The sequence below is a fragment of the Streptomyces sp. NPDC047130 genome, from assembly GCF_040643475.1.
In the GTDB taxonomy this organism is placed as follows: domain Bacteria; phylum Actinomycetota; class Actinomycetes; order Streptomycetales; family Streptomycetaceae; genus Streptomyces.
In genome coordinates, this window is the sequence record NZ_JBEYUK010000004.1 from 172,369 (window position 1) to 185,182 (window position 12,814).

The 12,814-nt window shown below is 67.2% G+C and carries 9 protein-coding genes; 2 read left to right on the top strand and 7 right to left on the bottom strand.

Annotated elements, in window-relative coordinates:
• The first annotated feature begins 2 nt into the window (after positions 1-2).
• On the top strand, positions 3-1,823 hold the full coding sequence (locus ABZ836_RS08120; protein WP_361140543.1) for a DEAD/DEAH box helicase: 1,821 nt from the start codon (positions 3-5) through the stop codon (positions 1,821-1,823).
• 240 nt (positions 1,824-2,063) lie between these two features.
• Positions 2,064-3,122, top strand: a complete 1,059-nt coding sequence (locus tag ABZ836_RS08125; RefSeq protein WP_356134337.1) for a DNA cytosine methyltransferase — start codon at positions 2,064-2,066, stop codon at positions 3,120-3,122.
• Here ABZ836_RS08125 and ABZ836_RS08130 read toward each other — a convergent pair.
• The 7 genes from ABZ836_RS08130 to ABZ836_RS08160 form a co-directional block, all read right to left on the bottom strand.
• A complete protein-coding gene (locus tag ABZ836_RS08130) occupies positions 3,110-3,628 on the bottom strand; it encodes a very short patch repair endonuclease (protein ID WP_361140545.1) in 519 nt (172 codons plus the stop codon). The genes ABZ836_RS08125 and ABZ836_RS08130 overlap by 13 nt on opposite strands.
• A gap of 9 nt (positions 3,629-3,637) precedes the next feature.
• Positions 3,638-4,612, bottom strand: coding sequence for a NaeI family type II restriction endonuclease (locus tag ABZ836_RS08135; protein WP_361140548.1), 975 nt, complete (start codon positions 4,610-4,612; stop codon positions 3,638-3,640).
• A gap of 169 nt (positions 4,613-4,781) precedes the next feature.
• A complete protein-coding gene (locus ABZ836_RS08140; protein ID WP_361140550.1) occupies positions 4,782-7,760 on the bottom strand; it encodes a Z1 domain-containing protein in 2,979 nt (992 codons plus the stop codon).
• A gap of 9 nt (positions 7,761-7,769) precedes the next feature.
• Positions 7,770-9,323 (bottom strand): ATP-binding protein, encoded by a 1,554-nt coding sequence (locus tag ABZ836_RS08145; RefSeq protein ID WP_361140553.1) that lies wholly within the window; start codon positions 9,321-9,323, stop codon positions 7,770-7,772.
• Positions 9,324-9,727: 404 nt separating this feature from the next.
• A complete protein-coding gene (locus ABZ836_RS08150) occupies positions 9,728-10,240 on the bottom strand; it encodes a nucleoside deaminase (RefSeq protein WP_361140556.1) in 513 nt (170 codons plus the stop codon).
• Positions 10,241-10,265: 25 nt separating this feature from the next.
• The gene (locus ABZ836_RS08155; protein WP_361140559.1) at positions 10,266-10,811 is read right to left on the bottom strand and encodes a hypothetical protein; all 546 of its coding nucleotides are present in this window, start codon (positions 10,809-10,811) and stop codon (positions 10,266-10,268) included.
• Positions 10,808-12,535 (bottom strand): hypothetical protein, encoded by a 1,728-nt coding sequence (locus ABZ836_RS08160; protein WP_361140562.1) that lies wholly within the window; start codon positions 12,533-12,535, stop codon positions 10,808-10,810. Before ABZ836_RS08160 ends, ABZ836_RS08155 begins: the two co-directional genes overlap by 4 nt.
• Positions 12,536-12,814: the final 279 nt, after the last annotated feature.

Below are 12,814 nucleotides of genomic sequence, written 5' to 3' on the forward strand. Positions count from 1 at the left end.
CGGTGAGTGAGTCCTCTGAGCCCTCGCTCCGTCTGGGCTTCGACGCGAGCAGGACACGCGTCGCGCTCCGCGCCAGGGAAGGCCTGCAGCAGGACTTCTCGGCGCTGGCCGCCCGCATCTCCGTGGGCGGCCAGCGCAGTCGGCTTTCCGCGGAAATCGAGCTCGACGAGTTTCTGGTCGGCCTCAATGAGCTGGGAGCCTGGCCCTACGCCGATGTGGTCTGGGATGAGTCCCTGGCCGCCGTGGTCACGAGCGTGCTGGACGACGCGGCTACCGCCGAGCAGAGGCTCAGCGCTCCCTCAGAAGGCCCGGTACCGGCTCCGTCTGCTCCCGGAGAGCTTGATGAGCTGCTCGGCCCACATTGGACCGGTGATCTCACTGCGTTCCAGCGCAGGGATGTCGCGCGGCTGCTGGAGCTGAGGCATGGCGCGAACTTCAGCGTTCCGGGGGCCGGCAAGACACGAGTAGCCCTCGCCCTCTTCGCTGCCATGCGGGCACGCGGGGAGGTCCGGCGGATGCTGGTCGTCTGCCCGAAGTCGGCGTACGAAGCGTGGCAGTCCGAGGTGGACGAGTGCTTCAAGGAACCGTTGCGCACTGAGGTGATGACTTCCCTCCCGGAGGCCGGAACCGAGCTGGTGCTGGTCAACTACGAACGGCTCAGCCGGCACACGGCCAGCCTTGCGGCGTGGCTCCGCGCCGCGCCCGCGATGGTCGTCCTGGATGAAGCACACAGGATGAAGCTGGGCGCACGAGGGGCGTACGGGGCGGCCTGCCTGTCTCTCGGACCTCTCGCACAGCGTCGTCTGATCCTCACGGGTACACCGGCGCCGAATGGTGCTCGTGACCTGGAGAGCCTGCTCTCCTTCGTATGGCCGGGACACGGCAAGCGTGTGGTGACCGAGGCGGTGAACGGCGGCGACCTCGCCTATGCCAGCTCCGTACTGCGGCCGCTCTTCACTCGCACCACCAAGAAGGAACTGGGGCTCCCTCCTTTCGAACCGAAGATCCGCTATGTGGATCTGCCCCCCTACCACCGCGAGGTGTATGAGGCGCTCAAGGGCAATCCGTCGGCCAGGCCCGGGGAACTGGACTCTCTGGGGAAGGCGATGCTTCGCATGCTGATGGCCGCCATCAGCCCAGCGCTGCTCGCCGAGGGGGAAACGCGCTACGAGCCGCTCGACTACCTCGTGCCGCCTCTGGAACCGTCGCCCGGGGACTCGCTCTACGAGCTTCTGAAGAACCTGCCGCACTACGAGATCTCCCCGAAGTACGAGGAAGCGGTCAAGATCGTGGCCGCCAACGCGGCGCAAGGCAGGAAGACCCTGGTGTGGACGGGGTTTGTCCGGAGTCTCACGACGCTGCAGCGGCTTCTTGCGCCCTACTCGCCAGCATCGGTGTACGGCGGCACGGAGGACAGGGAGGAGGAGATCCGGCGCTTTCGGAGCGATCCGACGTGCCAGGTGCTGATATCCAATCCGGCGACCTTGGGCGAGGGGATCAGTCTCCACCAGATCTGTCATGACGCCGTCTACGTGGACCGGGACTTCATGGCCGGCCGCTACCTCCAGAGCCTCGACCGCATTCACAGGCTCGGGCTCCCCCCGGGCACTGAGACAAGGGTCACTGTCCTAGCCGCCCGTGGCACCCTGGATGAGGTGGTCGCCATGCGGCTTGAGGAGAAGCTCGACTTCATGGGGCGGATTCTCGACGACCCTTCCGTCCAGCAACTGGGGGATCTGCAGGAAGAAGAACCTGAAAGCGCGGGCATGGACTCCGGAGACATCCGGGCGCTGCTTGCGCACCTGGGAGAAGGCACGGCCTGATGTCAGGCGGTGTCGGCAGGCTTGGGCGCGACCAGCCTGCCGACGCTGGTGCGTGAGGCGACTAAAGTGTCCCGAGCGTGTCCGGACGCGCTCGGGCATCCTGAAGCGACCAGCCGGGTGTCGGCCAGAGGCGTTCAGCGGACCGCTGGCTCAGCGAAGCCCGTTGTCAGTGAGGTGTGTCACCCTCGGTGACGGCGAGTGCAGAGTGTGCCTGCCGCTGCATGGTTGTAAGGAGAGGGCATGGCCCGCACCAACGAACTCAGGTTCACCTCGGTCGAGATCTGCGCTGGCGCTGGCGGCCAGGCCGTCGGACTCCACAATGCGGGCTTCAAGCATGAGGCGCTGATTGAGATCGACAGGGATGCCTGTCAGACCCTCCGGGACAATATCGAGACGCACCCGGAATGGTCTGGCTGCAAGGTCATCCAGGCCGACCTCAAGGAGTTCGACCCCATGACGCTGGGGCTGGTTCCCGGGGAGCTTGACCTTCTTGCTGGCGGCGTCCCGTGCCCGCCATTCTCCGTCGCCGGCAAGCAGCTCGGCCGGGACGACGAACGTGATCTTTTCCCCGAGATGATCAGGCTTGCAAGGGACCTGTCACCCAAAGCCGTAATGATTGAGAACGTCCGAGGCATCCTGGACCCGAAATTCGCGGAGTACCGGGAGGAGATCACCAAAGAACTCGAGTCCGATGATCTGGGCTATGCAGTTCAGTACTGGCGCCTACTGGAAGCCAAGGACTATGGCGTTCCGCAGCTTCGTCCCCGGGCGATTCTCGTTGCTGTGAAGCGTGACATCGCGAAATACTTCCAGGCCACTATTCCCGAGCCGCGGCAAATCGTGACGGTGGGCGAAGCCCTTGAGGACTCGATGCGAGAGCGCTTCAACCGGGTGGATGATGCGCGAGCGGGCGAGGCGTTCAAAAAATGGTATGAGAAGGCGCTGGAAGGTGTAGCGCCGACCATCGTCGGTGGTTCGAAGAAGCACGGCGGAGCCGATCTCGGACCCACGCGGGCGAAGAAGGCCTGGGCGGCTCTGGGTGTCTGTGGTCTCGGGGTAGCCAATGAGCCTGATGACATGAAGGACCCGGACCGCGATCTCTTCTCGCACAGTGGTCCGAAGCTGACCGTGACCCAGGCGGCCATCATCCAGGGCTTCCCAGAGCACTGGAAGTTCGCCGGTCGCAAGACCGCTGCCTACCGGCAGGTGGGCAACGCCTTCCCGCCGCCCGTCGCCCAGGCTGTCGGTGAGCAGATCTATGCCGCCCTGGTGGCGGCTGCCGAGGTTCAGGAAGGCTGATCGGGCACGCGCCTCCGGGTTTGTTCCGCCCGGAGGCGGCTGACCGTCGCCGCGATCTCCACGGCGGTTTCCTCTGCGGGCTCGTGCTCCCAGAACCTGAGCACCGTCCACCCCTCGGCCTTGAGGCGCTCGTCGGTGTCGCGGTCGCGTGCGACGTTTCGCAGGACCTTGTCGGACCAGTACCCGGAGTTCGTCTTGGGCGGGACGTAGTGCTCGGGGCAGCCGTGCCAGTAACAGCCGTCGATGAAGACGGCCACCTTGACCGGCCGGAAGATGATGTCCGCGGTTCGGCGGAAGCCGGGAAGAGGCTTCGCGGCCACCCGGTACCGCAGCCCCTGGGCGTGGAGCAGGCTCCGCACCAGACGCTCAGGCTTGGTGTCGCGGCTCCGGATCGCCTGCATGTTCCTGCGCCGAGCTGCTGAAGAAGCCCACGAGCCAAGGGGCGGCACCCACTGCGTGTCCTTCCCCGAGGGCTCGTCGGCCGAGTCGTCACTGCTGCTGGTCATAGAGCCGTCCTACCCGGCTGTATGACGGGGAAGCAGTGGGCCGGGCTCCTGCGGATCGTTGTCGTCGGCCAGAACCCATTCCCTGCAGTCGAGCACAACCCGTGGCGAAGCTCCGTGACGAGCTTTGGCGCCGACGACCCGGAAACTGACCAGTTCTCCAGAGCGCGGGACGGGCACACCGAGGGTCCGGGCAATTTCCTGGTGTTTCTCGTAGTGGCCGACGACGAGGATTCCCTCCTCGCGCAGCACGGTCCGGGCCCGTCCCTTTGCCTCCCGGATACGCGCCATATAGTCGTACTGCTGGGCTACCGTCCGGACGACACCTCGACCGATCCTTCTCTGTTGCACCCGGCGGAACAGTTCGTTCACACGGCGTTGCCCTGAGGGCAGAGAAAGAATTGCGGACCGCGTCTCCGGCGGGAGGTGGAGAAGTACGTTCTCAGGAAGAGGGGCGCGGTGCCAGATCCAGTGAATGCGCTGGCGGTTGCGTGCACTGATGGTGATTTTGCGATCGCGGTTGTTTCCCTCGTTCAGCAACTCGGGGAGAATGCGTACCAGGCCGGCGCTCCACAGTGTCTGGTAATCATCTGCCCACACGACAAGGCAGAGATGCCCTAGTGCTTCCGGGGGAATCATCCAGCTGCCGAATGTCTGCGAGAACTTGCAGTCCACGTCGACCCCGGCGATCCGGTAATCCATCTCTACGCCATCGCCGAACCCGAATTCCCGCTGCAAATTGATCTCGACAAGCGTTCCGGCATGAGTCTTCTCGGTCTTGAAGAGGGTTTTCCAGTCATAGCGTCCGGTCACTTCACCGTTGAGAAGCTGGTCTATCGTCTCGCGAAGCGTACGGGCGAATCGGTGACCACAGGGGTCCAGCGACAGGATCTGATCGCGGACCTTGACCAGCTCCGGATCAACGGCTGAGGACGCAGATGCCGAGATGTAGGCGGCGGCGCCGAGATCTTCATCGAACGGAAGCATGGATTCCCCCTGCCAGTGGTGCGCCCCGGCGCCCTCCGTCGTGAAGAAGGGGAACGGGACGTTCTCGGAGACTGTGTATCGGAGTCCGCGGCGGAAACGCAAAAGCGCAGATCCCAAAACCGTGGTGTGGACCCGGTGTATCGCCGGGACCACACCACGGCCATCCGGATCAGGAACCCGGCGCGTCGATGATCACCGCGTCCGGCTGGCTTGAGTCCTTGGCCTGGAAGCGCACGAGCTGCCGCTTGGAGTCGATCGCCGCACGCGGGGGGATCACAGTGAACGCTGTGATCACCTTGGAGGGATCGATGGTCCCGTCCGCGGCAGCCGCGTTCACTTCCGCGTCGCTGCTGGCCTCCACGACCGGGTAGAGCAGGACCACGCCTCGGTGCTGTCCCAGACCGCCCGTGACAGCTTCGCCCGCCTCTGCCTGGTCGATCAGCCACTGGGCGTAGGCCCGGTGCTCCATGCCGGAAATACGGCCGAAGGAGGCCTTCCCGTCCTGTCGGCTGCGCCGGGACAGCGAGAAGGGCCCGTGCCCGAGGATGGTGGCCTCTATCCGCTTCCGGGCTGTCCTGTGCGGCGCGAGCACCAGCCAGTCGTCGACCTTGGCCAGGCGCCCGTCCAGCTGTGCCAGGTACGTCAGGTGTGGCGCGAGAACATTGCCGTGCTCCCACTCCAGCGAGCTCAGGATGCTGAGCAGTTGCGCGTGATCCACCACTGTGGACGCCGCCTGGAAAGTCCTCGCGAGCGGAGTAGTGCTGTCAGGGAGCAGCTGACAGACCTCCGTGCCGCTGAGCGTCTTCAGTACCGGCTCCCACCGTTCGGTGTTGCGTGCGGTCATCGCCTTGTCGTAGGGGAAGGCGGCCGGCTCGATCGGACGTCCCGGGGACCGGATCTCGACCAGTTCCGCGTTGAACATCTTGTTCCGTGCGGACGGGCGGACGCCAGGCAGGTGCTGGGCCACCAGAGGCGGGATCTGGGCCGGGGTGAGCTGGGGCTTCCCGTCGACCAGCGTGGAGTACCGGGCCAGCTCTGCGCGGAAGTGCTCCTCATCGAGGCAGATGGCCTCAAAGGCTTCGTACAGGTCGACGGTCTTCTTGCCGACGGTTTCCTCGCGCCCGATGTAAAGGCGCACGAGATCCCGGTAGTTGGGCCGGAAGCCGAACCAGCGGCCCATCTGCATGAGAGTGTCCGCCTGCTGGGTCGTGCGACGGTAGTAGGTCACCGTGAGGCCCTCCACCGTGAAGCCGCGGGAGAGCTTCGTGCCGCCGACCAGAATCTTCCACACGTGGTCAGTGCGGTCGAAGTCGAGGTCGAGTTCCGCGAAGTAGCGGTCTGTGTCGCCGTTCACCACGATGACCGGGGTCCCGCCCTGAGTGATCATCTGACGTGCCGTGCTGACGAAGGGGCGCAGCTCCTCATACGAGGACGGGGTGGGAAGACCCTCAGCCTGAGCGGCGGAGACGAGGGAGAAGTCGTTCTCGAAGAGCTTGGCCAGCCGGGCATGCCCATTCGGGCCTGTGTACTCGGAGTTGTGCCACATGGTGATCAACCGCTCGGCAAGCGCGTTGTGCTCGCTGGTGCGCACTGACTCGTGCACCAGCATGGTGTGGTGCCGGAACGGGCCCTGGTGGATGCCCTTGGAGACGCGGTAGAGCTTCAGGGCGCCCGTCAGTACGAAGGCGTCCATGGCCTCCTGGAGCCGGTCGCCCGTGTTCTCCGTGATGCCGCGGACATGTGCCTTCTCCTTGGAGTTCGCGACGGTCCGTTCCTCCTCGGGGACGGCGGAGTCGAAGTCGTGGAATTCCTGGACGCCCATGTACTCCGTGGGGCGGGGCAGGGACAGCAGGAAGTCCCTCGGGAAGATGTCCTCTTCGTCAGACGGGTCGACGAAGACGTTGGCGAAGGGCGTGGCCGTGTAGCCCACGTACTGAGCCCGGGGAAGCGTCTTCAAGAGCTGGGTGATCAGCTGGTTGATCGCCGTGCGCTGGACGGTGCCCGACTCCCACTTCTTGGGATCAATGGTGTTCACCGAAGCCTGGTCGGATTCGTCATCAATGATCAGAGCAGGGATCTCGCCCAGGAGCGGGCCGATCTTCTTGAGGTCCTGGACCAGGTTGGTCAGGACTGACTTGTTCTTCTTGACGACCATTACCCGCGCGGAGGCCCGGTGCAGGTTCTCCGGGGAGTAGAGCGGCTTCTTGGGGTCGTGCTTGCCGATCTCCAGTGCCTTGATCCCACTGAACAGCTGGCGGTAGTCGTCGTCCCTGGTGGTCAGGCGCTCGATGTCGAAGGCGTTGAGCATGGAGGGACGGCCGCCGTGCGAGACGAACTTCTCGGGCCAGTCGGGGTCGTCCTGGTAGTCGATGCCGACCAGGGCGTCCGGGTCGTTCGGGTCGGCGCCGCGCAGGATGTTCTCCTGGCCGATCAACTCCATGTCAAGCCGGCGCTGAGTCTGACCTCGAAGCAGGTTGAGGGTGCCCCCGAGGACGATGACCAGGCGGTATCCGGCGTCGATGGCCTTGGCGATCACCCCAGTGAAATTGGCGGTCTTGCCGGACTGGACGTAACCGACCACTAGACCACGGGCGCCGTACGGATCCTCCCGCGTCGGGTCGGCCAGCCGCTCCACGATGCTGCGCGCGGCCTGGTCGAGGCTGGCGATGGCATCCGGCGACCAGCCCTTGTCGCGGAGAAGGTTCTCGTACGCTTTCCAGTAGAAGGGGGGACGCGACGGCGATCCGTCGAGCATGAACCAGGGCTCAAAGGCGGCGTCCTTGCTGATGACCACCGGGCCGGCGGCCTTGAAAATGGCGCACTGGTCGTTGAGCACCGTGCGGATGCCCTCAGGGAGGCCGAGCTTCGCGTAGGCGTCCGCACGGCGTTCGTCGGTCCGGGCCGGAAAGGCGGACCAGGTGGCGTGCTCGTCGAAATCCCAGCGGGTCAGGTAGTGATTCCACAGCGTTGCGAGAGGGTCACCCGGCTCGGCGCTGTTCAACCGGTCCAGCATCGGGTTCAGGGTCGCGTATTCCGGTGCGCCGATGGCGCCCGCCAGAGCCGCCGCGATCCCCTCGAACGGAAGCGGCCCGGTCTGGTCCATCGCACCGAGGACCGCCTGGTGAACGCTGTAGAGCTTGTCAGTCATGGGGTGTCCTCAGTCCTGTCCGTCAGCGCCGGACTCGTAACGGGCTATTTCGCAGTGCGCGGCGGAGAGCAGGACGCTGTTCCACAGCGCCATCTCGTCGTCGCGCTGTGCGCTGGAGCGGCCCATGCGGAAGTTCTTCTCCAAGAGCATGTAGAGCGTCGCCTTGAGGACCGGAGCATCGTTGGAGCCGCCGCGGCGGTCCCCGCTGAAGGCCTGACGGTACTTCTTGTTCAGACGGACGACGTGCTCCGCCCGGTCGATGGAGAAGAGCTGGTCAGCCGGGAGGCTCTCCCAGCGGAAGGCGATGGACTGTTCGGTGTCGTCCTGCGGGAGTTCGTCCTTCAGCGTGCGCTTCAGTTTCGGGTCCAGGCCCTTGCCGGGCGGGATGACCTCGGGCCGCTTGACCTCCGAGGTCCGGCGCGCGGCGTCCCGGTATGTGGCTTCGGCCTCCTTCAGGAAGGTGCCGAACGTGGTGCCCTCAGCGTCCGCGGCCTTTTCAAGGCCGCGGGCGAACGCCGGCGTCACCTCGACGCCGTCCTTCTTCACGGTGAGGCTGAAGACGTCGTTGTCGAAGGAGGGAAGGTCGACGGCGACGCGCGCGAGGCTGTGGTGAGTTTCCGGGGCCCGCGTGTTGTTCCAGCCGCCTGCCTGGACAAGGCGGTCGTTGCGGTAGATGTAGAAGCCCTGACGCTCGGCGACCGGACCGATGCCCTTGAAGGAAACGAGCCCGGACTTCGGCGGCCAGATGTGGGCCGTCATAGGGAGGTCGCCGACCTTCTCAATGGGAGCGGTGAAGACGCGCGGATAGCCCTTGCGGCCCGGCACTCGGTAGCCAAAGGGGTCGATCGGCTCGATGCCGTCGTGGCTGAGTTCTTCGCGGGTGTGCACATCCTCGACCACGACGTCGATGTGGAAGTCGTCCCGTGAGAGGAAGCGGTGGAAGTGAAGCCCGATGTGGGTTTCCAGCTTGTGCAGCGCCTCCATCAGGAAGCGGTCCGTCTGCCCGGTGGTCACCGTCTGGAACGCTCGCACGCCGTCCCAGCGAACGATCGTGCCGTGCCACTCGATGACGCCGTCGTACCGGTCGACCAGGTCCTGGCAGTAGCGTGCGTCGACGATGTCGCAGGTGAAGTCGGTCTGCGCGGCCGAGGTGAGCAGGCGACGGCCGGCCGAGGGGCTGCGCTTGGTGCGGCTGATCACCGAGAAGGAGTCAGCGTGGGACAGGGACGCGGCCTTGAGACCCGCGCCGAAGTGCCCCAAGGCGTCCGGAGCGTATTCACTCTGGCCGCCGACCGTCATCGCCACGTCGAGGCCGGCTTCATCCATGCCTCGGCCGTCATCAATGATCAGCAAGCTGACGAGGCGGTCGCCGTCCCGGAGGAAACTGATGACGACCTTGGTCGCGCCAGCATCGATCGAGTTGTCGATCAGGTCCGCGATGGCTGCTTCGAAGCTGTACCCCTGATGGCTCAGCGACTCCACAGACCGGGGCGCAGGCGGCAGGCGCTTGCTTCCGCTGGTCGGTACGTCGTACTGCCAGTCGTCGGAGGGGCGATAGGTCATGTGGTCTCTACTTCCGGGGCGCACAGGAGAGACGAGTGCCCGGGGCCGCGTCGTCCGTCCTGCTGGATCCTGCTGGTGAAGAGCGAACAGGGCGCTACGGAGGCTGAAGCAGTCTGCAGGGCAGCCCGGTGGATGCCGGGACTGGCGGCGAGAGGGTTCGGCGACGTGGCGCGTCTGATCAGGGGGTCAGTCGCGGCAACTTGGCGGAGCTGGCGGCTTCACGGATACCGGACTGGCGACGCTCTTGGCGTTGTCAGCCCATGGCTGTCCCACAGGGCCCGGAGTGGTCTTGCGTTTGCGCGTGCGCACGAGGTTCCCCCCTCGGTGGTGCAGTGAAGCAGAAGGAGCTTACCTGTAGGTGAAGACGTTGAGGCGATGGCTGCGGGGAAGACGCGGGCTGGAGGTCACAGCTTCGGCTCCACCTCGAACGGCAGCTTCGCCGCCCAGGCGGAGAGGGCCCCGGCGGCCGCCTCCCTGGCCTCGCCGCCCACCGCGACCTCGTCCAGCAGCACCCGTTCCGCCGCCGGCAGGGCGAGCTGGCGGTAGAACCGGAGGTCCTCGAAGCCGTTGACGGCGGCGTCGTGGCTGGTGGCGGCGTAGACGAGGCGGGGGATGCGGGCCCAGTAGCAGGCGACGAGGCACATCGGGCACGGCTCGCTGCTGGAGTACATCACCGCGTCCTCCATGAGGTGCCGCCCCAGCGCGGCGCCGGCCGAGCGGAGGGCCATGACCTCGGCGTGGGCGGTGGGGTCCTGCAGCTCGACGACCGAGCTGGTGCCGGTGCCGACGATCTCGCCGTCGATCACGACGAGGGCGCCGAAGGGGGTCTTCCCCTCGTCCTCCAGGGCGTGACGGGAGAGGGCGATGGCCTGCTGCAGGAACTCGTGGTCCTCGGGGGTCTCCGTGGCGTACGGCACGTCGTGGTCTCCCTCTCGTCGCGGCTCACATGTGGACCGACGGGTCGGCGTCTCCGAAGGGCCCGTCCAGGCCGACGTCGTAACTGGTCATGGGGGTGGTGTTGCCGGAATCGGCGCCGGTGAACAATCCCAGGGCCTGTGCGGCGCGTTGGGGGCTGCTCCACCGGCCCGCTTCGCGTATCTCGACCATATCCGGGACCGGCGCCCCGGCCTGGTCGCCCTGGATGATCAGGCGGTGGATGCGGGGGACGGGGTGGTCCCGCGTGCGGAGGAGGGCGATGGAGGAGGCGAGGCGGTGGTTCCACTCGTCGAAGGCGTCGTCCATCGCCCGGGGGTCGATGTCCGTGGGGCGGCCGACCGGGAGGTTCTGGAGGACCACGCGGTGGACGGTCAGTGCGGGGCCCCGGGCCAGCTGGGCGGCGAGCACCGCCCGGTCCACCTCGTTGCGGAAGGCGACCTGCTCGGGCCGCAGCCAGTCGGTGCCGCACTGCACCACCACGGCCTCCGTGACGGTGGGGGAGGCCAGCCGGTCGAGGCGTCCGCGCCACGCCGTCGGGTCCACAGCGGTCACTGCTGCTGCTCCTCTCGGGTGTGCGCGCCGACGAGCTGGAGGACGGAGAGGCCGCCGACCACCGTGTCGACGGGGTTGGTGGTGGCGGACCCGGACGGCAGGACGCGGGCGGCGAGCTTCGCCGTGGCGGTCAGCGCGGCGGGCGGCAGACCGGTCAGGAAGGCACGGAGCTCGGCGTCCGGCTCACCGGGGGCGAGGGGAGCCAGGCGGCAGGCCACGGCGAGGACGAGGGCGGCGGGACGCCGGTGCGGAGGGATCCGTGGCACGGGGACCGGGTAGTCGGCACGCCGCTGCAGCTCGCGGATCCGGCTGAGGACCGAGCCGGGCGGCTCCGTGTGGGAGATCAGGAGGAGCAGCGCCTCGCGGGCCTCGTCGGCCGTGCTGAACCAGCGGTGGCTCGCGAAGGAGCGGACGTACGCGCCGAGGAGCTGAGGGTCCGGGGTGAACTCCGGGCGGATCAGTTCCGGCGGGTGTGGATGGCGGGTGTCGCGCAGGGTGGCCAGCGCGCCCACCGAGACGAGCGTCCAGAAGCGGTCGTACTCCTCCACCGGGCCGAAGACCTGACGGGTGGTCTCCGCCTCGTGGGTGCGGAGGCGGCCGGTGGGGGAGTAGAGCGCGTCGCGGAGGCGGGCGAGCACGGAGTCGCCGTCCCAGTAGTTGCCCATGAACTTGGTGCCGGTCAGGTACTCGTGGACGCCGTAGAAGGCGCTGGCCTGGTGGGCTCCGTGGAACTCGGTGAAGTCGGCGAGCCAGGCCAGGTGCGGGACCGGGCCGGTCAGGATGCTGCCCAGTTCCTCCGGGCCGGTGGCCGAGCGGGGATCGGGGTCGACCAGGCGGAGGATCCTGAGGCGGCTGTCGGTGCTGAAGGCGACGATCTCCCGAGCCGCGCGGGTGGAGGCGATGCCGCGCACGGACATCAGGTGGGCGGCGCCGGCCAGCCAGGCCAGGTAGCGGCTCAGCGCGCCGAGCGCGGGCGCCGGCTCGTCGAGCCGCCGGATGTGGGTGACCAGCGAGCCGACGATCTCCTCGGCGCAGGTGGTGGTGACCACCGGATCGACGCCGCTGACCAGGCCGGCGCGGGACAGCTTGTGCAGCACGTCGAGGTGGAGGGCGACGGCGTTGCGGGTGGCGGCGGGCGGGATCCGGGCGTCGGTCAGCTGGTGGACGAGGTTGCGGAGGCCGCTGGGGTCGTTGGTACCCGCCGTGAGGTTCACCGTGCTGAGGTAGGCGGCGACGGTGGGGTCGTCCTGGAGCTGTCTGCCCGACGCGCCCAGCTCCTGCTGCCTGCCCGCGGGGGTCAGCGAGGCGGTGAGGGTGTCCCGGAGGAGGCGGTTGCGGCCGCCGATGTTGGCGAGACCGAAGAGGCGGACGAAGGAGAAGACGCCGAAGACGTTGGCGAGGATGAAGAGGAGGGCCCCGTAGGTGGCGGCCTCCTCGATGCCGCCGAGCAGGCCGCACGCCGTGAAGAGCGCCGCGAACCAGCCGACGAGCACCCACTCGCGGAAGGCGATGTGGTTGTCGATCGCCTTCAGGGACGGCCAGGAGCTGGCGGCCGAGAAGGTGATCGCGAAGATCACCGCCTCGCCGGTGAGGAGCGTGGCGAAGAAGGCGATGCTGAACTGGGTCGCGTCGACGATGTCGTCGGGCTTGCGGGGGTGGAGGACGGCGAGGCCGACGAGGAGGAGCGCGCCGGCGAGTAAGGAGAGCTGCCTGGGCCTGACCACTGTGCGCCGTTCACCCCGTCCCTGATCGAGTCGGAGCAACCTTGCCAAGCGGTGGGGAAGTTGCCAAGACGGGTGCGGGTACGCGGGGACCGACCGCGGGCCCGTACGCCAGGCGTCGTCGAGGCCGCACGGGGTTTCGTGGGCCGCGGGACGGGCCAGGAGCCGCGGCGCACCGGGTACGGCTGCTCGCGCGGCGGCAACTGCCCCTCGCGCCAACGGGGTACGGGTTGCCGTGACCCGGAGGGGAAGGCAGCATGTGAGCTCGTGTGCGGCCCCGGC